Annotated in this window: 11 protein-coding genes; 3 read left to right on the top strand and 8 right to left on the bottom strand. The window is 71.4% G+C overall.

What is annotated here, in order from left to right; all coding sequences use genetic code 11:
- Nucleotides 1–13 precede the first annotated feature (13 nt).
- Nucleotides 14–1519 carry an amino acid permease gene (locus tag ACIO3R_RS35195; RefSeq protein WP_402111069.1) on the top strand — a complete coding sequence of 502 codons (1506 nt, stop codon included), beginning with the start codon at nt 14–16 and terminating at the stop codon, nt 1517–1519.
- A gap of 33 nt (nt 1520–1552) precedes the next feature.
- Here ACIO3R_RS35195 and ACIO3R_RS35200 read toward each other — a convergent pair whose 3' ends face one another.
- Entirely contained in the window at nt 1553–2647 is a 1095-nt protein-coding gene (locus ACIO3R_RS35200; RefSeq protein ID WP_402111071.1) for an LCP family protein, read from the bottom strand.
- Between the two features lie 302 nt (nt 2648–2949).
- On the opposite strand from ACIO3R_RS35200, the gene ACIO3R_RS35205 reads away from it, so the two are divergent.
- Complete coding sequence (locus ACIO3R_RS35205) at nt 2950–4032, top strand: hypothetical protein (RefSeq protein ID WP_402111073.1); 1083 nt, start codon at nt 2950–2952, stop codon at nt 4030–4032.
- Nucleotides 4033–4139: 107 nt separating this feature from the next.
- On the opposite strand, the gene ACIO3R_RS35210 is transcribed toward ACIO3R_RS35205, so the two are convergent.
- The 5 genes from ACIO3R_RS35210 to ACIO3R_RS35230 all read right to left on the bottom strand — a co-directional run bounded on the left by ACIO3R_RS35210 (nt 4140) and on the right by ACIO3R_RS35230 (nt 10685).
- A complete protein-coding gene (locus ACIO3R_RS35210; protein ID WP_402111075.1) occupies nt 4140–6269 on the bottom strand; it encodes a 3-hydroxyacyl-CoA dehydrogenase NAD-binding domain-containing protein in 2130 nt (709 codons plus the stop codon).
- Complete coding sequence (locus ACIO3R_RS35215) at nt 6266–7492, bottom strand: thiolase family protein (RefSeq protein ID WP_402111077.1); 1227 nt, start codon at nt 7490–7492, stop codon at nt 6266–6268. The genes ACIO3R_RS35210 and ACIO3R_RS35215 overlap by 4 nt, the downstream gene beginning before the upstream one ends.
- Before the next feature lie 242 nt (nt 7493–7734).
- Complete coding sequence (locus ACIO3R_RS35220; RefSeq protein ID WP_402111079.1) at nt 7735–9009, bottom strand: HRDC domain-containing protein; 1275 nt, start codon at nt 9007–9009, stop codon at nt 7735–7737.
- A gap of 115 nt (nt 9010–9124) precedes the next feature.
- Nucleotides 9125–9787, bottom strand: a complete 663-nt coding sequence (locus tag ACIO3R_RS35225; protein ID WP_024488613.1) for a response regulator transcription factor — start codon at nt 9785–9787, stop codon at nt 9125–9127.
- A gap of 238 nt (nt 9788–10025) precedes the next feature.
- Entirely contained in the window at nt 10026–10685 is a 660-nt protein-coding gene (locus ACIO3R_RS35230; protein WP_385039163.1) for a DUF3000 domain-containing protein, read from the bottom strand.
- 91 nt (nt 10686–10776) lie between these two features.
- Between ACIO3R_RS35230 and hemE the strand changes: the two genes are divergently transcribed.
- A complete protein-coding gene (gene hemE, locus ACIO3R_RS35235) occupies nt 10777–11850 on the top strand; it encodes a uroporphyrinogen decarboxylase (RefSeq protein WP_385039160.1) in 1074 nt (357 codons plus the stop codon).
- A gap of 23 nt (nt 11851–11873) precedes the next feature.
- On the opposite strand, the gene ACIO3R_RS35240 is transcribed toward hemE, so the two are convergent.
- Both ACIO3R_RS35240 and ACIO3R_RS35245 read right to left on the bottom strand, forming a co-directional pair.
- Nucleotides 11874–13256 carry an FAD-dependent oxidoreductase gene (locus ACIO3R_RS35240; RefSeq protein ID WP_385039158.1) on the bottom strand — a complete coding sequence of 461 codons (1383 nt, stop codon included), beginning with the start codon at nt 13254–13256 and terminating at the stop codon, nt 11874–11876.
- Nucleotides 13257–13338: 82 nt separating this feature from the next.
- Nucleotides 13339–14277 (bottom strand): DUF4349 domain-containing protein, encoded by a 939-nt coding sequence (locus ACIO3R_RS35245; protein ID WP_385039156.1) that lies wholly within the window; start codon nt 14275–14277, stop codon nt 13339–13341.
- Nucleotides 14278–14325 lie beyond the last annotated feature (48 nt).

Consider the following 14325-nt stretch of genomic DNA (forward strand, 5'->3'; position numbering starts at 1 on the left):
TGGAGGTACGCCGGTGAGCACGCAGCAGGACCTGCCGCCCAGTCGGGACGGGCTGTTCCGCACCAAGACGATCGAACAGTCCATCCGCGACACCGAGGAGCCGGAGCACGCCCTCAAGAAGTCGCTCTCCGCCCTGGACCTCACGGTCTTCGGGGTGGGCGTCGTCATCGGCACCGGGATCTTCGTCCTCACCGGCAAGGTGGCCAAGGAGACCGCGGGACCCGCCACCGCCATCGCCTTCGTCGTCGCGGGCGTCGTCTGCGCGCTGGCCGCGCTCTGCTACGCGGAATTCGCCTCCACCGTCCCGGTGGCCGGCTCCGCGTACACCTTCTCGTACGCCTCGCTGGGCGAACTGGTGGCCTGGATCATCGGCTGGGACTTGGTGCTGGAGTTCGCGCTGGGCACGGCGGTGGTGGCGGTCGGCTGGTCCGGCTACGTCCGCTCACTGCTGGACAACATCGGCTGGTCCCTGCCGGACGCGCTCTCCGGAACCGATGCGGCGAAAGGTTTCGGCTTCGACATCCTCGCCTTCGTCCTGGTCCTGGTGCTCACCGTCGTCCTGGTGCTCGGCATGAAGCTCTCCGCCCGGGTCACGACGGTGGTGGTGGCCATCAAGGTGGCCGTCGTGCTGATCGTGATCATCGCGGGTCTCTTCTTCATCGACAGCGCGAACTACTCGCCCTTCATCCTGCAGGCCCAGCCGCAGTCCGCCGGATCGGGCCTGCAGGCCCCGCTCGTCCAGCTGATCTTCGGGTACGCCCCCACCAACTTCGGCGTCATGGGCATCTTCACCGCCGCCTCCGTCGTCTTCTTCGCGTTCATCGGCTTCGACGTGGTGGCCACGGCCGCCGAGGAGACCAAGCTCCCGCAGCGCGACATGCCGCGCGGCATCATGGCCTCGCTCCTCATCTGCACCACGCTCTACGTCGCCGTATCGATCGTGGTCACCGGAATGGAGCACTACACCGAGCTCTCGGTGGACGCCCCGCTCGCCGACGCCTTCAAGGCCGTCGGGCACCCCGTCTACGCCGGGATCATCAGCTTCGGCGCCGCCGTCGGCCTCACCGTGGTCTGCATGATCCTGCTGCTCGGCCAGACCCGGGTGTTCTTCGCGATGAGCCGGGACGGCCTGCTCCCGCGGTTCTTCTCGAAGACGCACCCGCGCTTCCACACCCCGTACCGTCCGACCATCCTGCTCGGCGTGATCATCGCGATCGTCGCCGGATTCACCAGCATCGACGAACTCGCGACGCTGGTGAACATCGGCACGCTCTTCGCCTTCGTGGTCGTCGCCCTGGGCATCATCGTCCTGCGCCGCACCCGCCCCGAACTGCACCGCGCCTTCCGCACCCCGTGGGTCCCGGTCATCCCGGTCGTCTCGGTGGCCGCGTCGGTCTGGCTGATGCTCAACCTGCCGGCCGAGACCTGGCTGCGGTTCGGCGTCTGGATGGCCATCGGCGTGGTCATCTACTTCTGCTACGGCCGCAAGCACAGCCGGGTGCACCACACCACCGGCTGAGACCGCCCGCGCACCGGCATCCCCGCCGCCCGGTCAGCCGCCGGTCGCGGGTGACTTCTTGGCGGACTCGGGGATGGCGGCGTCCTCGCGGAGCGCCTTCCAGAGCGTCCTGGCCTGCGGCTGGGCCGCCACCACGCGGTTGGGGTCGGTCTTGTCGTACGCCACCGGCAGCATGATGGTCTCCATCGAGCCCGGGTCCACGCCGTTCACCGAACGGGCGAATTCCGTCAGCGACTTGAGCGAGGCGAGGCCCTCGTCGGTCGTGAGGGACTTGGTCGCCGAGTTGGCGATCCGGTAGGCGTTGGCCGGACTGCCCAGCAGGTTGCGGGACTTGACCTCGCTGAGCAGGGCCAGCAGGAACTGCTGCTGGAGCCCGATGCGCCCGAGGTCGCTGCCGTCGCCGATGCCGTGGCGGGTGCGTACGTAGGAGAGGGACTCCGTGCCATTGAGCTTGTGCGGCCCGGCGGTGAGGTCGAGTCCGGAGGCCCGGTCGTGGATATCCTGGGGGACGTCGACGGTGACGCCGCCGATGGCATCGACGAGGTCCTTGAACCCGGCGAAGTTGATCTCCAGGTAGTGGTCGATGCGGACCCCGGACATCTTCTCCACGGTCTTGACCACGCAGGCCGGACCGACCTGGGAGTAGACGGAGTTGAACATCACGCGGTTCGCGGAGTCCACGGAGGACCCGTCGGCCCCGGCGCACTCGGGCCGGGTCACCAGGGTGTCACGGGGTATGGACACGGCGACGGCCCTGCTGCGGCCCTCGGGGATGTGCACCACCATCGCGGTGTCGGAGCGCGCCCCGCTGACGCCGCCCCCGCCGCCCAGGGCCTTGTTCTCCGCCCCGGCGCGGGAGTCGGAGCCGAGGACGAGCAGGTTCTGCCCGCTGGTGGGGAGTTTCTCGGGGCGGTCGTCACCGAGCGCCTTGTTGATGTCGACGCCCTTGATGTTCCCGTCGAGCCGGCTGTAGAGCCAGTACGCCGTCCCGCCCGCCGCGATGAGGACGACCAGGACCGACAGCAGGACCACCCGCCGTATTCGGCTCCCGCGCGTCCGCCCGCGCTCGCGCCGGCGGGGGTTCTCCTTGGAGCTGCGGTGGTCGGGGGCTACGGCGTCCTGGCTCATCCTGAGGAGTCCTCGCAACTCATGGCCCGGTCGGGGCGTGGGCGATGGGGTGGGACTCGGGTGGGGGGCGGAGCCGGTCCACGTGTTCCTGGGACTGAGCACTATAGACAGCCGGGCCGGTGCGCGTACGGGTCCCGCGGCCGGATCGTGACAGTTCGGATACGCACCGGATTCGGGAGCGGCCGCGAATCGTACGCTGGTGAGCCCCGGAATACCCCTCCGTACAGGGGCTTAGGATGTAACGGATTCGAAAAATTGCGCGAGTTGTCGAATGTCAGTTCTGGAAAGGTAATCGCAGACTCATGCTCGGACAGGATGCCCGCGCGACCTCGAAGGTTGCCCCTGAGGCCCAAGCGCTACGCGGCATCTGGCTCACCCGGGGCAAGGACGGCAGGCTCACCGCGTACGTCGCCGGCGACGGCGGCCTGCGCCGCTGGTCGGAGACGCGTCCGGGCGGTCCGGAATGGGACGCCCCGGATGTGGTGCCGCTGCCGGAGCTGACCCATCTGTCCGTGGCTCAGAACACCGAGGGCTACGTCCACTTCGCCGGCCGCCGCGAACGGCCGGCGGCGGAGGGCGGCGTCACCGTCGACATCGTGCACGCGATCCAGTACCAGACGGGGCGCCCCGTCTCGGCCTGGAACTCGCTGGGCAACCCGCACAAGGAAGCTGATGTGGGTGCCAGGTTCGGCGCGCCCGTCGTCGTGGTGAACGCCTCCGGCGAGGTGCACGTCGCCGCCCGCAACGGGCGCGGCGGCATGATGGTGCGCCGTGAGCGGGCCGACGGCAAGTGGCGCCGCTGGGAGGACCTGCGCTGCACGCGCATCAAGGAGGTCCCCGCGGTGATCGCGCTCAGCTCCGGACGCATCGAGATCCTCGCGGCGACGAACAAGGACGTGCTGCACTGGGAGCAGGAGAAGCCCGGTGGCGGCTGGGGCGAGGTCCGGCGCTCGCAGTTCGCGGTGCGCCCCGGGTCCCTGGCCGTGCTGGAGACGTCCCCCAGCCGCGCCACATACCACTGGACCGACCCGGAGGGCGCCGTCGTCGCCTACCGGGCGGGTGGCGACGGGCCGGTGTCTCTCGGCGGCGCCGCGGGCGACGGCGCGCACGCCTCGCTCCGTACGGACCTCGACGGCCTCGACTGCACGGTGCTGGCGCACCGCGGGGCCGACGGCACGGCGGTCGTCGGCGCGGGGGTGACCGAGAACGAGGCCGACGGGCTGTGGTGGTCCGACACCAGGATGCCCTGCCTGAGCCCCCCGGCCCTGACGCACGACACCCTCGGGCGCGTGGTGATGGCCGTCGTCGGCGAGGACGGGGCGCCGCGCGTGGCGCGCCAGACGGACGCGCCGGGGCTGAGCTTCGACCCGTGGCACGTGCTCTGACGCCCCGGCACGGGTGACCGGGGACCGTCCGGCTCGGGTCCCCGTGAACCCCGTGACACGGCGACGGCCCGGCACACCGAGGGTGTGCCGGGCCGTCGACCGTCCGCTTACGCCGGAACGCTCGCCACGCCCCGCGCCAGGAACTTCTTCCCGTTGACCCGCTCGGAGACGCCCTCGCGGTCCAGGTACGGCGTGATGCCGCCCAGGTGGAACGGCCAGCCCGCGCCGGTGATCAGGCAGAGGTCGATGTCCTGGGCCTCGGCGACGACGCCCTCGTCCAGCATCAGGCCGATCTCCTGCGCCACCGCGTCCAGGACGCGGTCGCGGACCTGCTCCTCGGACAGGACGGAGTCGCCCTGCTTCAGGAGGGCGGCGACCTCCGGGTCCAGCTCCGGCTTCCCGGAGTCGTAGACGTAGAAGCCGCGCTTGCCGGCCTTCACGACCGCCGCGAGGTTCCCGGACACCGTGAAGCGCTCCGGGAAGGCGCGGTTCAGGGTCTCGGAGACGTGCAGCCCGATCGCCGGGCCGACCAGCTCCAGGAGCACCAGCGGGGACATCGGCAGGCCGAGCGGCTCGATGGCCTTCTCCGCGACCTCGACCGGGGTGCCCTCGTCGATGACGTTCTGGATCTCGCCCATGAAGCGGGTGAGGATGCGGTTGACGACGAACGCCGGGGCGTCCTTCACCAGGACCGCGGTCTTCTTCAGCTTCCGGGCGACCCCGAACGCCGTGGCCAGCGAGGCGTCGTCGGTCTGCTCGCCGCGGACGATCTCCAGCAGCGGCAGGATCGCGACCGGGTTGAAGAAGTGGAAACCGACGACCCGCTCGGGGTTCTTCAGCTTGGACGCCATCTCGGTGACCGAGAGGGAGGAGGTGTTGGTGGCGAGGATCGCGTGCGCCGGGGCGACCGCCTCGACCTCCGCGAACACCTGCTGCTTGACGCCGATCTCCTCGAAGACGGCCTCGATGATGAAGTCGGCGTCGGAGAAGCCCTCCGCCTTGTCCAGCACACCGGAGACCAGGGCCTTCAGGCGGTTGGCCTTGTCCTGGTTGATGCGGCCCTTGCCGAGCAGCTTCTCGATCTCGGCGTGGACGTAGCCCACACCCTTGTCGACGCGTGCCTGGTCGATGTCGGTCAGCACGACCGGCACCTCCAGACGGCGCAGGAACAGCAGGGCGAGCTGCGAGGCCATCAGGCCCGCGCCCACCACGCCGACCTTGGTGACCGGACGGGCCAGGGCCTTGTCCGGGGCACCGGCCGGGCGCTTGGCGCGCTTCTGGACCAGGTTGAACGCGTAGATGCCGGAGCGCAGCTCGCCGCCCATGATCAGGTCCGCGAGGGCCCGGTCCTCGGCGTCGAAGCCGGCGCCCAGGTCACCGTCCTTGGCCGCGGCGATGATGTCGAGCGCGCGGTACGCGGCCGGGGCGGCGCCGTGCACCTTGGAGTCGGCGACGGCCCTGCCCCGGGCGACGGCCTGGTCCCAGGCATCCCCGCGGTCGACCTCGGGACGCTCCACCGCGACCGTGCCGTTCAGCACGTCCGCGGTCCAGATCAGCGACTGCTCCAGGAAGTCCGCGCCCTCGAAGAGCGCGTCGGCGATGCCGAGCTCGAAGACCTGCTTGCCCTTGAGCTGGCGGTTCTGGTTCAGCGAGTTCTCGATGATCACCGAGACCGCGCGGTCGGCGCCGATCAGGTTGGGGAGCAGCGCGCAGCCGCCCCAGCCGGGGACCAGACCGAGGAAGACCTCGGGCAGCGAGAACGCCGGCAGCGCCTTGGAGACGGTGCGGTACGAGCAGTGCAGACCGACCTCGACACCGCCGCCCATGGCCGCGCCGTTGTAGTACGCGAACGTGGGGACCGCGAGGCCGGAGAGCCGGCGGAAGACATCGTGGCCGCCCTTGCCGATGGCCAGCGCGTCCTTGTGCTCCTTGAGCAGCTCGACGCCCTTGAGGTCGGCGCCGACCGCGAAGATGAACGGCTTGCCGGTGATGCCGACGCCGGTGACCGCGCCCTCGGCGGCCTCCTTCTCGACCTGGTCGATCGCGGCGTTCAGGTTCGCCAGCGACTGGGGTCCGAAGGTGGTCGGCTTGGTGTGGTCCAGGCCGTTGTCCAGGGTGATGAGGGCGAAGTTGCCCGCACCCCCCGGGAGGTCGAGGTGGCGTACGTGCGCCTGGGTGACGACCTCGCCGGGGAACAGCTCGGCCGCGCCCTTCAGAAGCTCGGTGGTGGAACTCACTTGCTGCCTCCGGCTGCGTCGAAGTGCGGGTTCTCCCAGACGACTGTGGCGCCCATGCCGAAGCCGACGCACATGGTGGTCAGGCCGTAGCGGACCTCGGGCTGCTCCTCGAACTGGCGGGCCAGCTGAGTCATCAGCCGGACGCCGGAGGAGGCCAGCGGGTGGCCGTAGGCGATGGCGCCGCCGTACTGGTTGACGCGGGCGTCGTCGTCGGCGATGCCGTAGTGCTCCAGGAAGGCGAGCACCTGTACGGCGAACGCCTCGTTGATCTCGAAGAGACCGATGTCCGAGATGGACAGGCCCGCCTTGGCGAGGGCCTTCTCCGTCGCCGGGATCGGGCCGTAGCCCATGACCTCCGGCTCGACGCCCGCGAAGGCGTAGGAGACGAGGCGCATCCTGACCGGGAGGCCCAGCTCGCGGGCGACGTCCTCGGCGGCGAGCAGCGAGGCGGTGGCGCCGTCGTTGAGCCCCGCGGCGTTGCCGGCCGTCACGCGGCCGTGGGCGCGGAACGGGGTCTTCAGACCGGCCAGGGACTCCATCGTGGTGCCCGGACGCATCGGCTCGTCGGCGGTGACCAGGCCCCAGCCCGTCTCACCGGCCGCCGGGTCGGTGCGGCGCACGGAGACCGGCACCAGGTCCTGCTGGATGCTGCCGTTGGCGTACGCCTTGGCGGCCTTCTCCTGCGAGCGCACCGCGTACGCGTCGGCGCGCTGCTTGGTGATCGTGGGGTACCGGTCGTGCAGGTTCTCCGCGGTCATGCCCATGAACAGGGCGGACTCGTCGACCAGCTTCTCCGAGACGAAGCGCGGGTTCGGGTCCACGCCCTCGCCCATCGGGTGTCGGCCCATGTGCTCGACGCCACCTGCGACGACGACGTCGTACGCGCCGAAGGCGATGGAGCCGGCCGTCGAGGTGACGGCGGTCAGGGCGCCCGCACACATGCGGTCGATGGAGTAGCCGGGGACGGACTGCGGCAGACCGGCCAGGATTCCGGCGGTGCGGCCGAGCGTGAGGCCCTGGTCGCCGATCTGGGTGGTCGCGGCGATGGCGACCTCGTCGATCTTGGCGGGGTCCAGGTCCGGGTTGCGGCGCAGCAGCTCCCGGATGGCCTTCACGACGAGATCGTCGGCGCGGGTCTCGTGGTAGATGCCCTTCGGGCCCGCTTTGCCGAACGGGGTGCGGACGCCGTCGACGAAGACGACGTCCCGGATGGTACGAGGCACGGTGGCTCTCCTCCAGGGTGCGGGATGGCACTGCTGCGGGGCACGCCCGGAAGCGCGCCGCCACCCCTCATGCTACTTGCGGGTAACCAGACTGCCCAGCCCTTGCGGCGGGAGCGGCGAAGGTCACATACGCGAAATGGCCCGGACGGCCGCGAAATCGGCCCGTCCGAGCCATGGAACACAGAGTGAGCGCAGAAAAGGCCGCGCAACCTGGCGTGAATACGCCCCTGTCCAATGCCTTTTCAGGCCTCCGGAGTCAGTGCGTCGACCAGTAGAGGGGTCACCTGTTCGATCTGCCAGTGCCGTGCGCCGTATCCGGAGAGGGCGTTCTCGATCGCGTCGGGCGTCGGGTCCTTCGGCGGTTCCCAGCACACCCGGCGCACGGTGTCCGGCGTGATCAGGTTCTCCTGGGGCATGTGCAGCCGCTCCGCGAGCTCGGACACCGCGGCGCGGGCGGCCGAGAGACGCGCTGCCGCGACCGGGTCCTTGTCCGCCCAGGCACGCGGCGGCGGCGGGCCCGTGAGCGGCTGACCGGGCTGCGGAAGCTCCGTGTCGGGCAGTTCCTTCGCCCGCTCGACGGCGGCCTGCCACTGCTCCAGCTGCCGCCGGCCCATGCGGTGGCCGAAGCCGGGCAGCGCGGTCAGCGCCTGGAGAGTGGCCGGCACCGCAAGCGCGGCCTCGACGATCGCGGCGTCGCCGAGCACCTTGCCGGGCGAGATGTCGCGGCGCCGGGCGACCTGGTCGCGGGTGTTCCACAGCTCCCGTACGACCGCCATCTGGCGGCGGCGGCGGACCTTGTGCATCCCGGAGGTACGGCGCCACGGGTCCTGGCGCGGGGGAGCGGGCGGCGCCGCGGCGATGGCGGCGAACTCCTCCCGCGCCCACTCCAGCTTGCCCTGCCGGTCGAGCTCCTCCTCCAGGGCGTTGCGCAGATCGATCAGCAGCTCGACGTCGAGAGCCGCGTAGCGCAGCCAGGGATCGGGCAGCGGCCGGGTGGACCAGTCGACCGCGGAGTGCCCCTTCTCCAGTGAGTAGCCGAGCACGCTCTCGACCATCGCGCCGAGTCCGACCCGCGGGAAGCCCGCGAGACGGCCGGCCAGCTCGGTGTCGAAGAGCCCGGTCGGGGTCATCCCTATCTCGCGCAGACAGGGCAGGTCCTGGGTCGCGGCGTGCAGGATCCACTCCGCTCCGTGCAGTGCCTCGCCCAGCCCGGACAGGTCGGGACAGCCGACCGGGTCGATCAGCGCACTGCCCGCGCCCTCGCGGCGCAGCTGCACCAGATAGGCGCGCTGCCCGTAGCGGTAGCCGGAGGCGCGCTCGGCGTCGACGGCCACCGGGCCGGAGCCCGCGGCGAAGGCCGCGATCACCCGGGCCAGGGCATCGTCGGAGGCCACCACCGGTGGAATGCCCTCGCGAGGTTCGAGCAAGGGGATCGGCGCCGGGGCGACGTCGTCCGGGGGAGCGCCCCCGGTGGTTCGCAGTGAAGTGTCTGCTGCGGTCTCTTGGGCGTCGGTCACGTGTCAAGGGTATCTGTGTATGCACGGCGCCCGTCGACGGAACGTTCCGTCGACGGGCGCCGATGCACGTAAACCAGCCGGATCCGCATTTCTGCACACCGGCGGGGGTGTGGAATCAGTGGATGATGCCCGTTCGCAGGGCCACGGCGACCATTCCTGCGCGGTCTCCGGTGCCGAGCTTGCGGGCGATTCGGGCGAGGTGGCTCTTGACGGTCAGGGCGGAGAGCCCCATGGAGACGCCGATGGCCTTGTTGGACTGCCCTTCGGCGACGAGCCGGAGAACCTCCACCTCGCGGCCGGACAGTTCGCGGTAGCCGCCCGGGTGGCTCGGGGTGCCGGGAGGACGGCGGTGCATACGGGCGGCATTGGCGCCGATGGGAGCGACGCCGGGACGGGTGGGGTGGCCGATGTTGGTACGGGTGCCGGTGACGACATAGCCCTTGACGCCGCCCGCGAGGGCGTTGCGCACAGCGCCGATGTCATCGGCGGCGGAGAGGGCGAGGCCGTTCGGCCAGCCGGCGGCTCGGGTTTCGGACAGCAGGGTCAGCCCGGAACCGTCGGGCAGGTGGACGTCGGCTACGCAGATGTCGCGCGGGTTGCCGACGCGGGGGCGGGCCTCCGCGATGGACGACGCCTCGATGACGTCACGTACTCCGAGTGCCCACAGATGGCGGGTGACGGTGGAACGGACGCGCGGGTCGGCCACGACGACCATGGCCGTCGGCTTGTTCGGGCGGTAGGCGACCAGGCTTGCGGGCTGCTCGAGGAGAACGGACACCAGGCCTCCTGGGGAGTGGCGGGACGGGCCGGCTCGGGGATGAAGCCGGGGCGAACCGTGCTTGAAGGGTCACTGACCTCTTCGGCACCGGACGCCCGCTCCTTTAGAGAAAGATCACGATTTGGTGAGTAACAATTCGGGCAAATAGGACATGCGCTCGATTGTACGAAAAGAGAGCCGGTGTCTGTGCGAGGTTTATGACGCCGTGTCACGGAATGTGGAGGAGGGGCCCCGGCCCCTACGGAACCTGCGGCCCGCGCCGCTGCGGCAGCGTCACCACCGCCGCGTCGGCCGCGCCCGAGGGCGGCAGCCCGGCGATCTGGCACAGCAGGTCTCCCCATGCCATCAGGTGCGCCGCCGTGTCCGGCACCCCGCCGCGCCCCTCGCGGGGCGTCCAGGACGCCCGGATCTCGATCTGGGTCGCCGGACGCCGCGCCCCCAGCGCACCGAAGTAGTGCGAACCGGCCCGGGTGACCGTGCCGCCCGCCTCCCCGTAACTGAGACCGCGCGCCTCCAGCGCCCCGGTCAGCCACGACCAGCACACCTCGGGCAGCAGCGGGTCGGAGGCCATCTCCGGCTCCAGTTCGGCGCGGACGAGGGTCACCAGCCGGAACGCGCCCTGCCAGGCCTCGTGCCCGGCCGGGTCGTGGAGCAGGACGAGCCTGCCGTCGGCGAGATCGTCCTCGCCGTCGACGACGGCCGCCTCCAGCGCGTACGCGTGCGGAGCCAGGCGCTTCGGCGGCCGCGTCGGCTCCACCTCCAGTTCGGGGCGGAGCCGCGCCGAGCGCAGCGCGTCCACCGCCGAACGGAACGCGGGCGGGACGGAACCACCCTCCGCACTGTCAGTGCTGTCAGTGCTGTCGGATTGATCGGAGAAGTGTCCCTGAGCCGGAGCCATGCGGGGAAGAGTAGGCGGAACCGGAGCCTCGTGCAGGGAGGGACACCCGTTGGGGCCGGGCTCCTTCCGCGTGCGTGCGAAGATTCTGTGCGTGAGCGCTATTGACCGCCCCTCGGGCCACCAGACGAAGACCTCCGCCACCCACGACTCGGTGTTCCTGAAGGCGTGCCGGCGCGAGCCCGTGCCGCACACGCCGGTCTGGTTCATGCGCCAGGCGGGGCGCTCGCTGCCCGAGTACCTGAAGGTGCGCGAAGGCATCCCGATGCTCGAGTCCTGCACGATGCCGGAGCTCGTCGCCGAGATCACGATGCAGCCCGTGCGCCGCCACAAGGTCGACGCCGCGGTCTACTTCAGCGACATCGTCGTCCCCCTCAAGGCGATCGGCATCGACCTCGACATCAAGCCCGGCGTCGGACCGGTGATCGCCGAGCCGATCCGCACCCGCGCCGACCTGGCCCGGCTGCGCGACCTCACCCCCGAGGACGTCCAGTACGTCACCGAGGCCATCGGCCTGCTCACCGCCGAGCTGGGGTCCACCCCGCTGATCGGCTTCGCGGGCGCCCCGTTCACGCTCGCCAGCTACCTCGTGGAGGGCGGCCCGTCCCGCAACCACGAGCACACCAAGGCCCTGATGTACGGCGACCCGCAGCTCTGGGCCGATCTGCTCGACCGCCTCGCCGAGATCACCGGCGCCTTCCTCAAGGTCCAGATCGAGGCCGGTGCCTCCGCCGTGCAGCTCTTCGACTCCTGGGTGGGCGCGCTGGCCCCCGCCGACTACCGCCGCTCGGTGCTGCCCGCCTCCGTGAAGGTCTTCGACGCCGTCGCGTCGTACGGAGTGCCGCGCATCCACTTCGGTGTCGGCACCGGCGAACTCCTCGGCCTCATGGGCGAGGCCGGCGCGGACGTCGTCGGCGTCGACTGGCGGGTCCCGATGGACGAGGCCGCGCGCCGCGTCGGCCCCGGCAAGGCGCTCCAGGGCAACCTGGACCCCGCCGTCCTGTTCGCCCCGACCGAGGTGGTGGAGGCCAAGACCCAGGAGGTGCTGGACGCGGCCGCCGGTCTCGAGGGCCACATCTTCAACCTGGGCCACGGCGTGATGCCGGCGATGGCCCCGGACGCGCTGACGCGCCTCGTCGAGTACGTGCACACGAGCACCGCCCGCTGACCGGCCGGGGGGACGGGCGCCGCTCAGGCGGTGCCCGCCTTCCGCAGCGCCGTCACCGTCTTGCGGGCCGCCACCAGCACCGGGTCCCAGACCGGTGAGAACGGCGGGGCGTAGCCGAGGTCCAGGGCCGTCATCTGCTCGACCGTCATCCCGGCGGTGAGCGCCACCGCCGCGACGTCCACCCGCTTCGCCGCCCCGTCCCGGCCGACGATCTGCACACCCAGCAGCCGCCCCGTGCGGTACTCCGCGAGCATCTTCACCGTCATCGGCTGCGCCCCCGGGTAGTAGCCCGCCCGGCCCGTCGACTCGATCGTCGCCGTGACGAACCGCAGCCCCACCGCGCGGGCGTCCTTCTCACGGAGCCCGGTGCGGGCGATCTCCAGATCGCACACCTTGCTCACCGCCGTGCCCACCACCCCGGGGAACGTCCCGTAGCCGCCGCCGACGTTGGACCCGATGATCTGGCCGTGCTTGTTGGCATGGGTGCCCAGCGCGATGTGCCGGGTGCGGTGCGCCACCAGGTCGAGCACCTCGACGCAGTCGCCGCCCGCCCAGATGTTGTCGTGGCCGACGACCCGCATCGACAGATCGGTGAGCAGCCCGCCGTGCGGACCGACCGGCAGGCCGACGGCGCGGGCCAGTGCCGTCTCCGGCTCGACGCCGATGCCGAGCACCACCACATCCGCCGGGTACGAGCCCTCGCCGGTCTCCACGGCACTCACCCGGCCGTCCGGCCCGGTCCGGATCGCGGTGACCGCGGCCCGGTTCACCGTGGTGATGCCGAGACCGTCCATCGCGTCGTGGACCAGGCGCCCCATGTCGGGGTCGAGCGTCGCCATCGGCTGCTCGCCGCGGTTGAGCACGGTCACCTCGAAGCCGCGCTTCAGCATCGCCTCCGCCATCTCGACACCGATGTACCCGGCGCCGACGACGACCGCGCGCCGGCCCGCCGCCCGGTCCAGCGAGTCCAGCAGCGCCTGTCCGTCGTCCAGGGTCTGCACCCCGTGCACCCCGGCCGCGTCCATGCCGGGCAGCGCCGGACGCACCGGCCTGGCCCCCGTCGCGATCACCAGCTTGTCGAAACCGGTCCAGGACGTCTCGCCGGAGTCCCGGTCCAGGGTGTGCACCCGCTGCCCCGCGACATCGATCTCCGTCACCTCGGTGCGCATCCGCAGATCGATGTCCCTGGCCCGGTGCTCCTCGGGGCCGCGCGCGATCAGGTCGTCGCGCCGCTCGACGTCACCGCCGACCCAGTACGGGATGCCGCAGGCGGAGTACGAGGTGAAGTGGCCCCGCTCGAAGGCGGTGATGCTCAGCTCGCCGGGACCCTTGAGCCGCCGCGCCTGTGACGCGGCGGACATGCCCGCCGCGTCACCACCGATGACCACCAGTCGTTCCGCCGTCATGCCAGTCCCTTCGATACCCCGTCCGAAGGCCCACGCTACGGCGCCACGGCCCCCAGTGGCGCCGTGGCGCCCCCGGAACGGCTCAGCCGCCGTCCGGCCCCGCCTTCCCGCCCCGGCGCCGCAGCAGCCGCCACAGGACCAGCACGACGGCGGCCACGGCCAGGAACGGGGCCGTGGCCCCCACCGCCATCGCGAGCCACCGCACCATCGTCACGAACGCGTGCCAGCCGCCGCCCACGGCGTCCAGGAACCCCGGACCGCCCTCGTCGTCCGCGGCGTCGTCGTCAGCCGGCTCCGAGAGGTCGAGCGTGATCGTGGCCAGCGTGGTGCGGTCCTTCAGCGAGGCCTGCTGGGCCAGCAGCGACTCCAGCTCCGACTGACGGTTGCTCAGTTCGCCCTCCAGCGTCACCACATCGCTCAGCGCGTCGGCCCGGTCCATCAGCTTGCGCACCCGCGCCACACTCGTGCGCTGGGTGGCGATCCGGCTCTCCACGTCGACGACCTGATCGGTGACGTCCTTGGCGGCCGACGTCCGGGAGAGCAGCTTGCCCGTCCCCGAGAGGTCCCCCAGCACCCGGTCGTACTCGCCCTGCGGAACGCGCAGCACCAGGTGCGAGGAGTCGTGCGTGTCGTCGACCCGCTCGGTCTTCTCGTCGGCGACCAGCCCGCCCGCCGCCTCCGCGGTCGCACGCGCGGCGGCCGCCGCCTTCGGCGCGCTCTTCACCTCGACGGAGAGCGAGGCGGTACGGATGACATGAGCGGTGGTCAACGGGTTCGGCTTCTTCGCGGCCGCCGAACCGCCCGCCCCCTGCTTCGCGTCCCCGGCGGCGGCGTCCGCCTTGTCCTGCCGCGCCGGGGCGGCCGCCCCCTTGTCGGAGCTCGCTCCGGAGTCGTCGGCCGCGCCGCAGCCGCTCAACGCCAGCACGGCGGTGAGCAGTCCGGCGGCGAGAGCGGTCTGCGTGCGGCGGGCTGCCGGACGGCCCGGACGTCTCCCGGTACGCGTGGATGGTGCTGCCTGCATAACTGTCCCCCCAGGACGGGTGATTGCTGGTGCCGGTTCGACGTACGG

This window comes from Streptomyces sp. NPDC087428 (assembly GCF_044744085.1).
GTDB lineage: Bacteria > Actinomycetota > Actinomycetes > Streptomycetales > Streptomycetaceae > Streptomyces.

Bases quoted from the DNA above. Each gene is read 5' to 3' on its own strand.
- ACIO3R_RS35205 (WP_402111073.1), top strand. From the start codon at position 2,950: ATGCTCGGACAGGATGCCCGCGCGACCTCGAAGGTTGCCCCTGAGGCC.
- ACIO3R_RS35230 (WP_385039163.1), bottom strand. From the start codon at position 10,685: ATGGCTCCGGCTCAGGGACACTTCTCCGATCAATCCGACAGCACTGAC.
- ACIO3R_RS35200 (WP_402111071.1), bottom strand. From the start codon at position 2,647: ATGAGCCAGGACGCCGTAGCCCCCGACCACCGCAGCTCCAAGGAGAAC.
- ACIO3R_RS35240 (WP_385039158.1), bottom strand. From the start codon at position 13,256: ATGACGGCGGAACGACTGGTGGTCATCGGTGGTGACGCGGCGGGCATG.
- ACIO3R_RS35245 (WP_385039156.1), bottom strand. From the start codon at position 14,277: ATGCAGGCAGCACCATCCACGCGTACCGGGAGACGTCCGGGCCGTCCG.